This window comes from Marinoscillum sp., from assembly GCF_965229915.1.
Lineage (GTDB): Bacteria > Bacteroidota > Bacteroidia > Cytophagales > Cyclobacteriaceae > Marinoscillum.
Map to the genome: position 1 here is coordinate 1 of NZ_CBDDJZ010000001.1, position 16,478 is coordinate 16,478.

The 16,478-nt window shown below is 43.2% G+C and carries 11 protein-coding genes; 5 read left to right on the top strand and 6 right to left on the bottom strand.

Features of this window, described 5'->3' with window-relative positions:
* Positions 1-809, bottom strand: an 809-nt coding sequence (locus ACO067_RS00005; protein ID WP_421868861.1) for a M14 family zinc carboxypeptidase, incomplete at its 3' end; no start/stop codon positions are given.
* 229 nt (positions 810-1,038) lie between these two features.
* Here ACO067_RS00005 and ACO067_RS00010 point away from each other — a divergent pair.
* Positions 1,039-2,241: a DUF763 domain-containing protein gene (locus ACO067_RS00010; RefSeq protein ID WP_421868863.1), complete on the top strand. Its 1,203-nt coding sequence runs from the start codon at positions 1,039-1,041 to the stop codon at positions 2,239-2,241.
* On the opposite strand, the gene msrA is transcribed toward ACO067_RS00010, so the two are convergent.
* A complete protein-coding gene (gene msrA / locus ACO067_RS00015) occupies positions 2,238-2,771 on the bottom strand; it encodes a peptide-methionine (S)-S-oxide reductase MsrA (protein ID WP_421868866.1) in 534 nt (177 codons plus the stop codon). The genes ACO067_RS00010 and msrA overlap by 4 nt on opposite strands.
* Positions 2,772-2,967: 196 nt before the next feature.
* On the opposite strand from msrA, the gene ACO067_RS00020 reads away from it, so the two are divergent.
* The 4 genes from ACO067_RS00020 (at position 2,968) to ACO067_RS00035 (ending at position 9,199) form a co-directional block, all read left to right on the top strand.
* Entirely contained in the window at positions 2,968-4,059 is a 1,092-nt protein-coding gene (locus ACO067_RS00020) for a BamA/TamA family outer membrane protein (protein WP_421868869.1), read from the top strand.
* Entirely contained in the window at positions 4,056-5,414 is a 1,359-nt protein-coding gene (locus ACO067_RS00025) for an MATE family efflux transporter (RefSeq protein WP_421868872.1), read from the top strand. The genes ACO067_RS00020 and ACO067_RS00025 overlap by 4 nt, the downstream gene beginning before the upstream one ends.
* An 80-nt stretch (positions 5,415-5,494) precedes the next feature.
* Positions 5,495-5,944, top strand: coding sequence for an SRPBCC family protein (locus tag ACO067_RS00030; protein WP_421868875.1), 450 nt, complete (start codon positions 5,495-5,497; stop codon positions 5,942-5,944).
* An 84-nt stretch (positions 5,945-6,028) separates the two neighbouring features.
* Complete coding sequence (locus ACO067_RS00035; RefSeq protein ID WP_421868878.1) at positions 6,029-9,199, top strand: two-component regulator propeller domain-containing protein; 3,171 nt, start codon at positions 6,029-6,031, stop codon at positions 9,197-9,199.
* A gap of 73 nt (positions 9,200-9,272) precedes the next feature.
* On the opposite strand, the gene ACO067_RS00040 is transcribed toward ACO067_RS00035, so the two are convergent.
* The 4 genes from ACO067_RS00040 to ACO067_RS00055 all read right to left on the bottom strand — a co-directional run bounded on the left by ACO067_RS00040 (position 9,273) and on the right by ACO067_RS00055 (position 16,365).
* The gene (locus ACO067_RS00040; protein ID WP_421868880.1) at positions 9,273-9,980 is read right to left on the bottom strand and encodes a tetratricopeptide repeat protein; all 708 of its coding nucleotides are present in this window, start codon (positions 9,978-9,980) and stop codon (positions 9,273-9,275) included.
* Between the two features lie 44 nt (positions 9,981-10,024).
* Positions 10,025-11,458: a CCA tRNA nucleotidyltransferase gene (locus tag ACO067_RS00045; protein ID WP_421868883.1), complete on the bottom strand. Its 1,434-nt coding sequence runs from the start codon at positions 11,456-11,458 to the stop codon at positions 10,025-10,027.
* Between the two features lie 93 nt (positions 11,459-11,551).
* Positions 11,552-12,577, bottom strand: coding sequence for a type IX secretion system membrane protein PorP/SprF (locus tag ACO067_RS00050; RefSeq protein ID WP_421868885.1), 1,026 nt, complete (start codon positions 12,575-12,577; stop codon positions 11,552-11,554).
* Positions 12,574-16,365, bottom strand: coding sequence for a PKD domain-containing protein (locus tag ACO067_RS00055; protein ID WP_421868887.1), 3,792 nt, complete (start codon positions 16,363-16,365; stop codon positions 12,574-12,576). Before ACO067_RS00055 ends, ACO067_RS00050 begins: the two co-directional genes overlap by 4 nt.
* Positions 16,366-16,478: the final 113 nt, after the last annotated feature.

Below are 16,478 nucleotides of genomic sequence, written 5' to 3' on the forward strand. Positions count from 1 at the left end.
CCGGATCCACCTTGCTCATAGGTCATCCCAATACTCCCATTGTAGGTTGGATAGGTATCTCCATAACTTGGGTAAAGAAGATCGAATCGTTGTTTGGTGAAGTAAAACCAATTATTCTCATCAAAGTACTTGGCGTGATTTTTACCAATTTGTGTTTGAAAGTCTACCTGCCAGTCGGTAATCACCTCATGCAAAGGCTCAGCAGCCGGAGCAAAATAATAAGGCGAGTTTACACCTTGCTCATGAAAATCAACATGTACATGAGGCAACCACTTATTGAACTTTGCGATACGCTGTTGGGTCTCAATCTGCGTTTGCCAGGCCCAGTCACGATTCAAATCAAACAAGTAGTGATTGGCTCTGCCTCCAGGCCAGTCTTCATGATGTTCCCAGCTATTGGGATCTGGATTGTATGGAGAGTTCTTATGCTCCCAGTAAAAATTCACGTATCGTTCTCTACCATCAGGGTTGATGCAGGGATCAATGATCACCACTGTATTTTCTAACCAATCAGCTTTACCTCCATCTCGGACCAATTCATAAATAGTAGCCATAGAAGCTTCGGTGGACACCGACTCGTTTCCGTGTACATTATAACTGAGCCAAACCACGCTTACTTTATTTGCAGGAGCTCCACTTTCCAACCCGGTTCTTTTTAAATTATCCAATCTGATATCTTCCAATTTGGCCAGGTTTGCAGGAGAAGAAATGTAAGCCAAATACAATGGCCGCATCTCATAAGTGCTACCATACTGTTCCAACTGCACCTTGTCTGACGAAGCAGCTACATGTTTGAAATAATCAACCAAACCTGATGGTGCCGGGAAAAGGCCTCACCCAGTTCATATCCCAAAAACTCCTCAGGTGATTTCAGTTGTGCAGAACTTGTACACACAATTACGTTGGTAGCGAATAATAAAAGTAGTCCTCTAAGCATATAGTAATAGGTTTCTTGAAAGCTCTAAGTTAAATCAAAGCATGGCATATATTGAAGCTAATTTATTTAGTATTTAATGCTAATTATTTTAGCTTTACTCTATGAAGCGATCCGGACATGCAGATTTGCCACTGCATAATGGCAAAGTACCCAGGTGGCTAGCTCAGCGAATGAGTAAACTTGGTAAAGCCATCATCGAAGCACTATTGATCGAATATGGAAAGCAAGAGGTGATAAAACGAATGAGTGATCCTGCTTGGTTTCAATCACTTGGCTGTGTGCTTGGTATGGACTGGCATTCGTCTGGTATTACCACCTCTGTCATGGGAGCACTCAAATCTTCATTGAATCCAGTGGCTCATGAGTTGGGGATTTATATATGTGGTGGTCGTGGCAAGCACAGCCGCAACACACCAGACGAACTTTTACATATTGCGCATAAAACTGGTTTGAACGGTAATGACCTGGTGAGATCCAGCAGACTGGCAGCCAAGGTTGACAATACTGCTATTCAGGATGGTTTTCAGATTTATCTACACTCATTCGTTTTATCTGATGAAGGAGACTGGGCAGTTATCCAGCAAGGCATGAACGGAGCAAGTGGTTATGCCAGAAGGTATCACTGGCACAGCCTGGGACTGAAGAGTTTCACTGAGGAGCCTCATCAGTTTATCTATGGTCAAAATCAAGGTGAAATACTGAACCTGACTCATCCTGATGCTGAAGTGACTAAAAAATCGATACTGGAAATAACAACCGAAGCACCAGACAAAATGCTTCAAGAAATCAAACAGATTCGTCTACCAGCCCACCACGACGTACGCCAAAAAGATGTGGACATTAAAAGATTGGGGACCATCCTGGCTCTAGCTCAAGAGCTTCCCGCTGGCAGTTTTGAAGAATTATTATTACTACAAGGTTTGGGCCCTCGTACTTTACAATCACTTACGCTGGTAAGTGAAGTAATCTATGGTACGTCATCCAGATTTGCTGATCCAGCTCGTTTTTCCTTTGCGCATGGAGGCAAAGATGGGCATCCCTTTCCTGTTCCTACCAAGGTCTATGATGAAAGCATCAGTGTATTGAACAAGGCTCTGGAGCGTGCCAAAATGGATCGATCTGACAAGATGAAAGCGTTTAAATCACTACATAATGCCGCTGTGAAAATGGAACAACACTTTCAACCCACAGGAAACCTAGATACTGTAATAGAACAAGAGCGTATGAACTCCTGGAAATATGGTGGGCGAACGGTAATGGGTTACGCCCCAAAACCTGCGCTTAGTCAACTTTCGCTGTTTTAGTCCTCCTTTAGTTTGTCAGGAAAGACTTCCTTAAACTTCTTGACTTTAGGTGCTACCACAAACTGGCAGTAAGGTTGCGAGCCATTTTCGTTGTAATAATCCTGGTGGTAATCCTCAGCTGGGTAAAACGCATCAAATTTGGTAATCTCGGTTACAATTGGATCAACCCATGCACCAGATTTGTCTAGTGCTTGCTTCAATCGTTCGGCTATTTCCTTCTGCTCTTCACTGTGATAAAATATCGCTGATCGGTATTGCGTACCCACATCGTTACCCTGTCGGTTAAGAGTGGTTGGATCGTGGGTTTTCCAAAATACCTCCAAAATCTCCTCTAGTGAAACCTGTGCTGGATCGTATGTAACCTGCACTACCTCTGCATGACCTGTTTTACCTGCCACCACTTCCCGATAAAACGGGTCTTTGGTCTTGCCTCCTGAATAACCTGACACGGCTGAATGGACTCCTTTCAATCGCTGAAAAACGGCTTCCGTGCACCAAAAACATCCAGAACCTAAAGTTATTTGCTCCATAATAGTCATTGTAAACGAAGAAAACTAAACCTTGTATCGTTTGAAAAGGTTCGCGAATTAACTAACAATTTCAGTGTAGAACAATAGTCTTGTTCACTCAGCCCGAAATTAACCACATCCAATCCAATCTCCATCTTCGAATCTATTGGGAAAGATCAAAAGTATTCCATTAACATTACGCTGCAATCACGATTTCATGAATCTATCTTCCAAGGCAATCACACTTATCATTTTGCAGATGATCATCCTCTATGCCAGTGGTCAGCAACGTGATAGCACCAAACTCAAAGAAGATAAAACCTCAGGTATTATCGTGCTACCAGCTATTTTCTTTTCACCTGAAACCAGTCTGGGATTCGGGGTAGCAGGCATGCGCTATTTCCGCACCAGCAGCGACTCCTTAGCCCGGCCCTCCAATGTGCAGGCAGTTTTTATTTACACACTTGAGAATCAAGTCTTGGCCACCATGCCTTTTAATGTGTTTCTTAATAAAGACAAACACTGGCTCAAAGGTGAATGGGCTTATTATATCTACCCTTATCAGTTCTACGGTGTGGGCTCAGAAGTAGACCTGGATACCTATGAAGTCTATACTGCAGATTTTCTGAGAATGGAGACCAACTGGCTATTCAAATTACACAGTGATTTTTATCTGGGTCCTACCATCTTTTTTGATAATTATTTCAACATTGAAGTTGATGCCAATGGTGAACTGGCAACTGGCGATATTCTTGGCATTGAACCACAGCAAGTCTTTGGAATCGGTGGTTCATTTATACTGGACAAGCGAAACAATCTTTTCTCCCCAAGTGACGGCTACTATCTTGAAGGCCGAGTCTTACAATATGAAAACCGAGCAATTGGAGATTATAGTTTTACCGACATGTACATCGATGCGCGCAAGTATTTTTCACCAATTGATCGCACAGAAGTGGGACTGCAGTTTTACCATCAATCGATACTTGGAGACGCCCCATTTTACAACCTGGCGTTGCTTGGCGGTGGCCGGAGAATGCGTGGTTACTACCAGGGGGCTTATAGAGATCACCACCAAACCATCCTTCAAACGGAGACGAGAAGATACCTAACCAAACGCATCATTTTCAGTGCCTTTGGTGGGCTAGGAAGTATAGCCGAAGAATTTGGTAGCTATGAGAAACTTTTGGGCAGCTATGGAGTTGGACTGAGATACGAAATCAATTCTAAGGAGAAAATCCGGATAAGGGTGGATTACGCCAGGGGAGCGAATACCTCAGGATTCTATATCAACATCAACGAAGCATTTTGAAAAACCAAAAAAGAGATCTGACCACCGGTCCTATCCACAAAAAGCTCATCAATCTTACGCTACCAATGATGATTGGGATCATGAGTATGGTAGCTTTCAATCTGATAGACACCTATTTTGTGGGGCAGCTTGGTAGTTTGCAACTAGCAGCACTCAGCTTTACATTCCCCGTTATACTGGTGCTTTTCAGCATTGTTCAGGGGTTGGGTATTGGTGCTACAGCCTTGATCTCTAGATCAATCGGTAAAGGTGATCGAAACAAAGCCGCCCGTGAAACCACAGACAGCCTGGTGCTAGCCGTAGTTATTGCGGGTGTTTTTATTGTCATTGGGTTATTGACTGTTGAACCCACCTTCAGACTGCTTGGTGCAAGCGATGAAATCCTCCCCTATGTGACTGAGTACATGACTATTTGGTACTTTACTTTGTTTTTCGTGATCATTCCTTTTGTTGGCAATAGTGCCATACGTTCCACAGGTGATGCGCGCACTCCGAGTATGATCATGGTTTTCGCAGTGATCATCAATGCCATTTTGGATCCGTTATTGATTTTTGGTTACGGTCCTTTTCCTGAACTTGGCCTTCAAGGTGCGGCTATTGCCACCGCCATTTCAAGAGCCATGACCATGGTGCTTTCACTTTGGGTGCTATATCACCGAGAAAAACTGATTGTAACCAAAATACCTTCCTGGGATGTTTTGAGTGGTTGCTGGAAGGCCATTTTATACATTGGCATTCCTTCTGGATTGAGCAAGATGATTGTACCAATTACTACTGGCGTGGTTACTGCCCTTCTGGCAGAGCACGGCGAGTTTGTGGTAGCCGGATATGGGGTGGCAACACGAGTGGAGTTTCTAGCTATGAGTATACTCTTTGCGCTTTCCGCCTCCATTGGGCCATTTACAGGACAAAACTACGGTGCTGGAGAGGTAGGCAGAATCACCAAAGGCGTTAATTATAGCAACGTGTTTTCAGTATGCTGGGGTCTTCTACTGGCAGCAATACTCTTCCTGCTAAACGAACCAATTGCCTCGATATTTACCAAGGACCCAGAGGTCATTTCAGCGACCGGCTTGTACTTGAAAATCGTTTCATTTTCATTTGGATTTCAGGGGATCGTTCAGATTGTAAACAGCAACATCAACACGCTCAACAAGCCTTTGGTAGCTTCATTGATTGTATTCATACAAATGATAGTCATTGGATTGCCTACTCTTTACCTACTGAATGATCTGAAAGGAGTCAATGGGATTTACCTGGGTATAGCTGTAATGTACCTCTGCGGTGGCCTCCTATCCGTCTGGTTCAATCAACGAATCATGAAAAATATCCATTTAAAACCTTCATTGGTTTAGTTCATCGAGAATACTGGCTTTTCCTTTCCGACTAATAGTCATTATTGTATTTTTACTAAGACACACACCTCTACATAATTATGAAAGTATTAGGTCCATTAGCTAAGGAAGGAAAGATCAATCAGGATGCTAGTGTAAGAGACAGCCAGTCGATTATCATCAATGCTCCCGTAGATAAGGTATGGTCCCTGATGATTCAAATGAAGGAGTGGTCGGAATGGAATGAACATATCAAATCTGTAGAAATAGATGAGGTACGGGTTGGTGCAGATTTCAAATGGCAGATTGATGGATCCAAAGTGCGATCAACCATACAGCAGATCAAAGAGAAAGAATTGATAAGTTGGACGGGAACGGCGATGGGAATCAAGGCAATACACATCTGGAAATTTGAAGCTGATGGTGATCAAACGATTGTTACTACTGAGGAGTCTATGCAGGGATTTCTAACGCTCTTTTTTAGTCATCAAAGGCTTCATAGTTCGTTGGTCAATTGGCTGGATCAACTACGACAAAAAGCTGAAGAATAGTAGCGAGCTACTTTCTGCCAAGCAAACTAAAAAACAACCACGCATTAGCAATAAGGGAATTGAAAAGTTGTAACAGAACGACATATGTGGCTACATCTCAGTCCAAAAAATATTCTTCCCCTGGTTGCTGCCAATAGTAAGGTGGTAAAGCACGTCTTCTTTCTGAGTCTATTGGTACTACTCCCCTTCACTGTTTTGAGCCAGGACATTCGGCTCGATATCAACAAAAACCCGAGTCAATATGTACTAAGAAGCTGGAGTACAGAACAGGGGATGGCTTCAGAATCTACCAACGAAATCATGCAGTCGGATGACGGCTACATTTGGATAGCGACTTATGCTGGGCTTCATCGTTTTGATGGCAAAGAGTTTACCATATTCAATGGATCAAACAGCAACATTCCTTCTCCTACAGTACTCAGAGTAAAACAAGGTATAAATGGTGAAATCTGGGTTGGGTCTCAGCATGGGGTTTCCATCTATAATTCGGGTGAGTTTATCATCCCTCCAAAACTAGAATCAACACTAGACATGAGCATTGAGCAGATGCTGGTAGCAAGCAATGGAGACCTGTGGTTTAGTACCAGAACGAATGATTTGTTTAGATACAGAAACCAAGAGCTAAAAGAGTTTACAACAGATTTTGATCTATCAGAAAGCACCGTTCTCTCCATGGTCGAATCCGATGATGGATCCATTTATTTTGGAACAGATGACTCAAGGCTATTCTACTATACCATAGACGATGAGCTTAAATTTATCCCAATTGAGACCAATGTAAACGGAATAAACACACTTTATGCCCAGAACAATACGATCTATGTGGGCACAGGAAGAGGACTATATGTTTGGAATGGCGAAAAGATCATACAACATCTTCCCATATCAGATAGGGCCATTCGCGCAGTACACGTAGATCAAAGCGATGTTATATGGCTTGGTACTATGAGTGGATTGTTTAGATGGAATCCTGAAAAAGCCAAACTGGATTCGCTTACGGAGACATCTGGTATGCCTAACAACAATGTGCGCGACATGCTGGTAGACCAAACGGGAAATTTGTGGGTGGCCACTTACCGTAATGGCTTGTTCTTTTTATCCGACGGGTCAATTGTATCTTATTCGAAAGAGGAAGGTACCAGCACCAGCATCATTGCCAATATCACTCAGATAGGTGATGACGCCTACTTGCTAGGTAATGAAAATAGCTCGCTCGATCTTCTGAAAGATGGGGTCATCTCCCCTTACAAGCCACCGATACCTATGCCGACAGCACGCCTCAAACATCTGTTTACAGACAGCCAGGGACGTGTTTGGGTCAGTACCTACGGTGGGCTATATGTACTAGATGGAAAGAATAGTCGGAAATATGCCGTAAGCAATGGATTTCCGGACAATTTTATACGAGTAAGCTTCGAAGACAGTAAGGGAAATGTTTGGGTTGGAACCAAAAATGCCGGTTTGATACGGTTCACAAACCCAGATGACTGGCAGCAAATATCCAATGAAAATGGATTAAGCTCTAATTACATCATGTCCATAGAGGAAAACAGCAAAGGACAGATCATTGTAGGAACGATCGGAGGCCTCAATATCATTGATGAGAATGACCAGATTCGGTACTTCACGGTTGACGATGGGCTTCCAGCAAGCTTCATGTTTTCCACCTATAGCACGGATAAATACATCTGGATTACTTCCAATGACGGATTGACGGGCTACAGTCCAGAAAAGGTGGTCAACTTCAATCGCGAAAATGGTCTGGGTGTTAACATTGTCTATGATATCCTCAAGGACGATGACGGTAATTTTTGGTTGCCCTCTGATAATTCTATTCTGAGTGTAAATATTGCAGAACTAGAGGCTGCAGCTGAGGATCCAAATAAGTCATTCAAAGTACGCCAATTTGATAAAAGCTATGGAATGAAAAACAGTCATTGTCTTGGGGCTGCTTTGTCGCTACGTGACTCTAACGGCACCTTGTGGATACCAACCCTGGATGGAATCGTGAACCTAGACCCTCAGACCATTAACACTCCCATTTTCGAACCAAACCTGATTATTGAAAATGTCATAGCAGACAACATCAAGTTGGATCCTGAGTCGCAAATAATCGTGCCATCAGGTACCGACCGATTGCTCATCGATTTTACAGCCATTAGTTATTTGCATACGGACAGACTTCAATTTCGATACCGGCTAGATCCATTCGATCAGGAGTGGATTGTGGCGTCAAACGAGCGAAACGCCGTTTATACCAACTTACCACCGGGATCTTACACATTTCAGTTGCAGACAGGAATAGACGGGGCATTTACTAGCGAAATCTTAAAGAAGAAACTGACACTGGAAGCTGCCTGGTGGCAGACATTTTGGGCCAAGATATTGTTCGGGTTGGCCATAGTAGTGACAGCAGTACTTGTCTATTGGATCAGGCTACGAACCTTAACCTCTCGAAATATTTGGCTGGAAAAAACAGTATCCGAACGAACCAAAGCACTTGAGCTACAAAAACAAGAGCTCAATGAAGTGATCAAGCAGCTCAAAAATGCACAAGAACAAATGATCCAATCGGATAAAATGGCCTCATTAGGTATACTATCGGCAGGTGTAGCACATGAAATCAACAACCCGCTCAACTTTATTCAAGGCGGTGTAGAAGGTCTGGAACAGATGCTCAAAAACAGCAGCACCAAAACCGAGGAAGAATATTCGTTGCTCATAGGAGTGATTAAAGAAGGTGTGAGCAGAGCGTCCAAAATAGTCTCTAGCTTAAATGAGTTCAGTCACTCTGTGGATGAGAAAGATGTACCCTGCAACGTCCATCACATCATTAAAAACTGCTTGGTAATGATCCAGTTTCAGCTTAAAGAAGGCATTGAATTAATAGAGGATTTTACCGAGGAGGAGCTTATGGTTATCGGAAATAGCGGTAAAATACATCAGGCGTTTCTCAACATTCTTACCAACTCTGTGCAAGCCATCAAAAAGGATGGTTTCATCAAGATCAAAACCTGGACCAGAAAGAACAAAGTAATTATAGAGATCACTGACTCTGGGCAAGGAATCCCCGCAGAGGATCTACCAAAGATCACCGAGCCCTTTTTCAGCACCAAAGATCCAGGAAAAGGTACCGGACTTGGACTGTCCATCACTTACTCCATCATCACCAATCACAAAGGCCAGCTTAATTATTCGTCCACTGTAGGTAAAGGCACTACGGCTCGGATTACATTACCGCTGATGAAGGCATGATTAAGAAGTCTCTTTACCCACAAAAAAAGCATGCTTTTCAGCATGCTTTAGTACCTTTCTAGTCTAGATTTTATTACTTATCAAGATCTGCCATTTGCTGCTTCAGCACAACAAAGTCCGGCTGCATGTCCAGTGCTTTTTGATATAGGTCTTTGGCAAGTGAGGTATTGCCTCTATCCTCTTCTACCATTCCTTTTAATCGAATGGCAGCCACTTTCAGTGATACATTCTGGGTGTTGTTCTTATCATCTATCGGGAACACCAATTGCTCTGAATCAGATTTTGCCGATCCGATAATGACATCCGCATTATTGATTGCTTCACCGTATCGTTTTAAATCCAACTGAAGAAATGCAATCTTGTAGAGCATTCCGATATCGTTATTAGCAAGATACAACTTCTCGTAGTTGGATACTGCCTTATTCTTTACACCAAGCTGCTCGAATGATATCGCCGCTACTTCAGCCGCAAACAAATCATCGGGATTCAATTTCATGGCATCCTGAGCCACCAACGCCGCAGACGCCAGTTGATTGTATTCATAATACCATAGAGCAAGCGTATCATAGATAGCAGGATTCTGTGGAGTTTCTGCCAGCAGGTTATAAAGAGCCATCCGCGCTACGGACGGATCGTTGTATTGCTTGGCCATACTGTAGATAAACGCATTCTTACGCAGTTCCCAGGGAATACTATCCTTTCTGGTTTGTGTCGTTGCTTTCTCCTGGGCATTTGCCAACAGGCCGATAAATACAATCAATAGCGATAGTAAATACTTCATATTTGAGTCTGTGTTTCTTTCTATTAAGTCTGCAAAAATAGGAATTACTTTGAATTGGCAGTTAACCCCATTGATTTTCCTGTTTCGAGCATCAATTGCCACGCTTCTGTACGATCATTCCGGATAGTTCCTTCCAATATGGCCTCTTTGATCACATTTTTAATATCACCGACTTCCCTTGATGGTTCAATACCAAATGCCTGCATGATTTCCTCGCCAGATATTGGTGGTTGAAAATTACGAACATGGTCACGCTCCTCTACCTCTTTGATCTTCTTTTCCACCTTTTTGAAGTTGGCCAGGTACTTGCGCACTTTGTCCATGTTTTTGGAAGTAATGTCCGCCCTGCATAGTGTCATGAGGTCATCTATGTCATCTCCAGCTTCATAGAGCAGTCTACGTATGGCCGAGTCAGTGACCTTTTCATTGACCAGAGCAATAGGCCTCAGATGCAGTTTGACGAGCTTCTGCACGTATTTCATCTTTTCATTCAGCGGCAGCTTTAACTTTTTGAAAATCTTTGGTGTCCATCGGGCTCCCATATCTTCATGACCATGGAACGTCCACCCGGCACTTTCGTGAAATCGCTGCGTGGCTGGCTTAGCGATATCATGTAAGATGGCCGCCCATCGCAACCATAAGTCATTCGTATCCTCACAGATATTATCCAGGACCTGTAGTGTATGATAAAAGTTGTCCTTGTGACCCTTACCGTTTACCTTTTTCACTCCTTGCAGTTTGGCCATTTCTGGAAAAATGATCTTGAGCAACCCTGAACTATACAACAACTTGAAACCATACGAAGGGACAGGCGACAGGATGATCTTATTCAGCTCATCTGTGATCCGCTCCTGCGAAATAATCCGAATGCGCTCCTTTTGAGCAACAATCGCATTAAAAGTATCAGGAGCAATATCAAAATTGAGTTGGGAAGCAAAACGAATGGCTCTCATGATGCGGAGTGGATCGTCCGAAAAAGTGATCTCTGGGTCCAATGGAGTCATGATTTGCTTCTCTTCCAGATGTTTTACTCCACCGAATGGGTCAATGAGCACTCCAAAGTTGCTTTGGTTGAGACTGATAGCCAGTGCATTGATGGTAAAGTCACGTCTATTCTGGTCATCTTCCAGCGTACCATCCTCCACAATTGGCTTTCTGGAATCGGACCGATAGCTCTCTCGGCGTGCTCCTACAAACTCCAGTTCAAAACCGGAAAAGGCAATAGCAGCAGTGCCAAAATTTTTATAGACAGACAGTTTGGCTTGGTTTCCTAAGTGCTTTTTCACCGCACTGGCCAGCTCAATTCCAGAGCCTACGCATACAAAATCAATGTCTTTTGAAGGCCTCTGTAAGATCAAATCACGAACATACCCCCCGACAATATAGGTCTCCAATCCCGCTTTTTGAGCTACTTCACCCACCTGTTCAATTATCGGAGCTAAATCTATCTTCCTATCTAAAACCTCTATTTCCGCCATTGCTTCAAAATTATAACAATAGGCCGAATGGGTTCTAAACCTCCGCCAAAAAGTATGCAAATGGACTCCACTTACACAACTGTCCCTTTGGGTTCAATTGCCCAATTTGTCCACAAATGCCGGACAAGGAAGAAAGCGCTTACTTCTACTTGGCTTGCCATTATTGCGCTGTATGTCAAAAAGATAAATCAATGAGATTTCATGAGCACCTCCAGATTCGGTACTTAGATTGGAAACATTGGAGTCAAAACTGTATCCGAACTGAATGTTCTGAAACTCCACCCCAAACATTAAGATCACAGCGTCATGGTTCACCTGTCCCGTTACTGTTTGCTCCCAAGGTATTCCTCGATAGTATAACCCAAGCATAATAGGACTATAATGAAATGAGGCCCCAACGTCCAACTGATGAAAATCGCCTTGAATTTTGTAAATAAAACTCGGAGCAACGCTGGCCTTTTTAATGTCTTTGAAATCAGGATTACCCAGAGCAAAACGAACTCCTCCATGCACAGCGAGTTTCATCGGCAGTCTACTTGTCCCTTCTATGAGTGAATTATTGGGTTCATTTAAGTGAAAACCGGATACTCCTCCCCAAAAATTCTTATTGTAAATCAATACGCCACTCCCGATATCTATAAATTGATTGGGACGGATGGCTGTAATACCCGGGTCCTGAGATGGAGCACCATCCACCCCAAAGTCAATCTGATCACCGAAGATCAGTTTGGTATAATCAAGTGTTCTATTGACATAACCAAAACTCACTGCTGGTTTGATGATAAACTCATCCCGGAAGCTGATGGTATAGCTGTAATTGAATGCAGCGGAAGTGTTACTCAAATTTCCAGAGCCAGCACGGTCTACATTGACCAGTAACCCGAATCCACTATTCAAATTTGGGGCATTGAAATCGTAAGAGGCACTGTAGTTGGCAAAAGCCTTCGGCAAATTGGGCCATTGCAGTCTGTGATTGACAGCCACTCGATGGTTGCCGATAGCTCCAGTGAAAGCAGGATTTAAGTACAAGGGATTGGCATAATATTGTGAGTACTGGATGTCTTGTGAATACCCCGATAACCCCAAAAGCATAAGCACTACAAGTAAAGTTCCTCTCATCTCACCAGCGTTACATCCCCTACTTTGACTTGCTCGCGTCCATCGCTATACCTCAGTTCCAGTCGATAAACATATACATCTGCAGGTTGCAATTGCCCACGGTAATAGCCATTCCATCCTACTGTCTGATCCTTACTTTCAAATAACAACTCACCCCATTTATTATAAATCAGCATTCTAAACTGGGAAACTCCCTCCACATTGGGAATGAACACATCATTGATCGTTTCACTACTGCCTTCACTGCCACCACTTGGTGTGAAGGCGTTAGGGGTCTTTTCTCTCCCGCCTTCTACAGCTTCCACTGCAGAAAATAGTGTTAGCGTATCTACACATCCATCGTCATTAGACGCGATGAGTGTAATGTCATAAACGCCCAAATCTGCATATCTATGTACTGGATTGAACGCGGAAGAAGTATCTCCATCTCCAAAATCCCATTGATACGCTGAAGCTTCGGTGGACGCATTTCTAAAAAACACCTCTTGATCAGGCACGTAGACGGTGGTAGGTTTTAAAGTGAAATCAGCTATGGGTTGTGCAAACACTGTGATGTAATCCTCTCGAATCATATCGGCACCATTACCCAATACGTTCTCACCATATAGTCTAACAGTGTAAACGCCTTCTTCTTTGTAAGTATGCACTGGGTTTTCTAGTGTAGAAGAGTTCCCATCCCCAAACTCCCAATAATAGGTGTCGGAAACGGCATAGCTGCTCTCATTGATAAATCGGACTGTAAATGGACTACAACCACTGGTGGTGTCTGCTGTAAATGAAATAATTGGGTCCGGTGGCAAAACCACCAGATTTCGGGCTATTGACTCTTCACAGTAATTATTGGATACTGTAAGAAAGATTCTATAGATACCTGGTGTATCATAACCATGTTGCCCCGGATCGTATAGGCTGGAACTGTCTCCATCATCAAAACCCCACAGGTAATTCAGTCCTGTAGAGCTGTTGTTAGTGAATGCAGCAACACTATCAGGAAGTATCAGCGTGTCAGGCATCAAAACAAAATCAGCTGTAATCGGTGGTTCAAGCTTCTCTACAACGCTGGTTGCTCCGATGGTGTCGCTCACACATCCTGCCAGGTTCTGAGTGACTAACGTAAAACTCGTGTTGATATCTGAATCTGACGGATCGTTTCGCAAATAAACAAGCGTTTGTTCGTCATCTTCATTAAGCCAATCATTGGGAATCGGAGAAATATTCCAGTTGTAGGTAGGCAGCCCTTTTTGTGATGCGCTCAGACGAATAGTGGCAAAACCACATGAGTCCACCTGATCAAGTGAAAAATCACTGGAAGGCTGAGGATTGATGACGTAATCGCGTTGGCTCGATGTGATGCAAGCATCTGTTTTCACCACATCTAATCTTATAGTTAAGAGTTGATTGGTATTACTGCTATTCTCGTAACTGTAATTCAATAAATGAAAATCAGCATCACCAGTATTCTTAGTCACTGGATAACCTGCAATCGTACCGCTACCATCCGAAATCGTCCAGGTATAACTATCAGGATTCAATGCCTGTGTAGCAGAGTTTACCTGAAGCGTACTTTCCCAAAAGGAACAATTTCCAGAGGTTACACTGTAATTGACATCCCGAAAATCAGACTCAAAAGAGGGCAAAACCTCCACCTCAATAAACGGACTGTACGCTTCACATCCATTGGAAGTAGCAGCCAATAACCTGACATAGTATGTCTTGATAGAATCCAAACCATTATCAAATCCATAAGACAAACCGACCTGATTAAAATCCAGTGTATCATAATAGGAAATACTATCCGTTATTGCCAATAGGAAATCTGCACTGCTGAGGATTGACTGATTGTCAAAAACAACCGAATCCTCGGGACACAGAGGAGATACATAATCAGAACCTAGCTGTGGGTCCGGTAATGAAAACACCTCAACTTCAGTACTATAAATCTCGGAGCAACCACCCAACTGGGTGGTCATTCTAAGTGCAATCGTGTAAGTGCCAGCAACAGAAGTGCTTGGCTCGGAGCCAGTATAGTTTCCATCCAGATAGAATTCAAAATCTTTGTTGTTATTAAGACTTAAATCCGAATTGAAACTTGAACCATCATAACTCAAATCCCATTCGTACTGTGATACATAATCCTGGTTTATTCGTGGGTCTATACTTGATAGCGAGTCTGCTATATTGTAAAGTAAGCTACGCTCACCTTCGCAGACATTGATGGCCTCAAAAAAAGGCTCCGGCTTTTCATAGAGAATAATACTGTCCACTGCCTCCGAAATACACGAGCTCACATTGTTGCGAGCAATCAACCGAACCTCATACACACCTGCTCCGGAGTAGCTTCTCGTGAAGTCAGTTACCTGAGCTCCATAAGTACCTACTCCTCCAGGAATACTCTCTCGGAGAGAACCATCAGCATTGTATAGCTCCCATCGCCATTCAGTATCAGGTTCTATGTCTGTAGTTGCATCCCTAAAGCCAACCTGTACTGTTTCGGCATCCTGGACACAAAAGTGTCCATCTATGCTATTAGCGAATCCAGCATCATACAGTTCTATGGCCGCCATTGCTGCTGGGGACATGGTGATGGTGGATTCATACATCTCAGTGCAGTTGCCTTGGGCTGTGGGATTGCTAGCATAGAGCCTGATTAGCTTTTGACCAGCAGTGGTGTAAGAGTAAACCGGGTTTGCCTGATTGGAGGTGTTTAGTAGAGTAGATCCGGTATTGTCATCATAAAACTCCCAGGTGTAGGACCCAGCATTGGTAGACAGATTTTCAAAATAGATATCCGCACCTAAACAGAAAGTTGTTTGAACCGGACCAGAAGCATCATTTAATCTGGTTTGATAATCAGCCACAGGAGGATCAACTATTCGTATATAAGCCGTCGTGGAGACCGCTTCATCATAGTTCGGATTGTTCTCATCTCCATTGTAGGGATTACAGATGTTCCAATTGTAGAGCGTAATCTCGAATTCATTGCCTACCAAATTATTCACATCAGCTGGAGCACTGATCGGAAAAGAACTCATATTAGGCCCATCAGCAGGAAATGGAATCTGCTCTATTGGCCCAAAGTACACCCCTGTGACACCTGATCGTGTAGTAGTGGAACTCAGGTTTGCGGTACCATCGGTAAGGTTGACAGTAGTGCCTCCATCATCGACTAGCGATAAGTTGCGAATAGAATTGGCGGCATTGTGATTGGTACCGTAAACAAACTGCGTATATCTGTCCAGTCGGTTCGGATTGTCTGGCTCCTGATTGATGTTACAGTTGAACGTGGAGTTGTCATCAAATACCGCATCAACAATAGCGTTGTTGAAACAAACATCATATTCAGCTGGTGAGATGGCTATATCCCCTCCAAAGTCATTATCTCTTGACCAGGAAGTGACAACCTGCACTTGTTCGGAAGTTTCGCACAAACCACCATTGAAAATAACACTGGAAACGGGCTCAAAAACACAATCATCGTTTTCTGGATAAGTGAAAGTCCCTGTTGCTGTAAATTCTGTATTGGTACCACCTACTGAAAAAGATGCATCTCCTAACCCATAGACATCCACATTACTACCGGGATCATTCCATTCAAACTGTATCTGAACCTGTGTGGGGTCCTGTGGAGTATTGAAAAAATAGGTGATAGTGAAATCCGTAACTGTGACGGGTGCACAATCCTTGTCGGTATTGAAAGTGATATTACGCTGCTGACGTAAGCTGGCGCATTGGCTATAGGCCTCAATCACTACCAATAAACTCAAAACGATTAAAGCTGGCTGTTTCAATTATTGGTACAGTTATCGTGAAATAATCATATACCAGTCAATGAAAAGTCAACTCGGATTCGGTTAGTCTGGTATACCAATAATCAAGGTGGGAATGCTAAGATAACGACCGT

Coding starts and splice junctions, on each gene's coding strand:
- ACO067_RS00010 (WP_421868863.1), top strand. CDS start 1,039: ATGAAGCGATCCGGACATGCAGATTTGCCACTGCATAATGGCAAAGTA.
- msrA (WP_421868866.1), bottom strand. CDS start 2,771: ATGGAGCAAATAACTTTAGGTTCTGGATGTTTTTGGTGCACGGAAGCC.
- ACO067_RS00020 (WP_421868869.1), top strand. CDS start 2,968: ATGAATCTATCTTCCAAGGCAATCACACTTATCATTTTGCAGATGATC.
- ACO067_RS00030 (WP_421868875.1), top strand. CDS start 5,495: ATGAAAGTATTAGGTCCATTAGCTAAGGAAGGAAAGATCAATCAGGAT.
- ACO067_RS00035 (WP_421868878.1), top strand. CDS start 6,029: ATGTGGCTACATCTCAGTCCAAAAAATATTCTTCCCCTGGTTGCTGCC.
- ACO067_RS00040 (WP_421868880.1), bottom strand. CDS start 9,980: ATGAAGTATTTACTATCGCTATTGATTGTATTTATCGGCCTGTTGGCA.
- ACO067_RS00045 (WP_421868883.1), bottom strand. CDS start 11,458: ATGGCGGAAATAGAGGTTTTAGATAGGAAGATAGATTTAGCTCCGATA.
- ACO067_RS00050 (WP_421868885.1), bottom strand. CDS start 12,577: ATGAGAGGAACTTTACTTGTAGTGCTTATGCTTTTGGGGTTATCGGGG.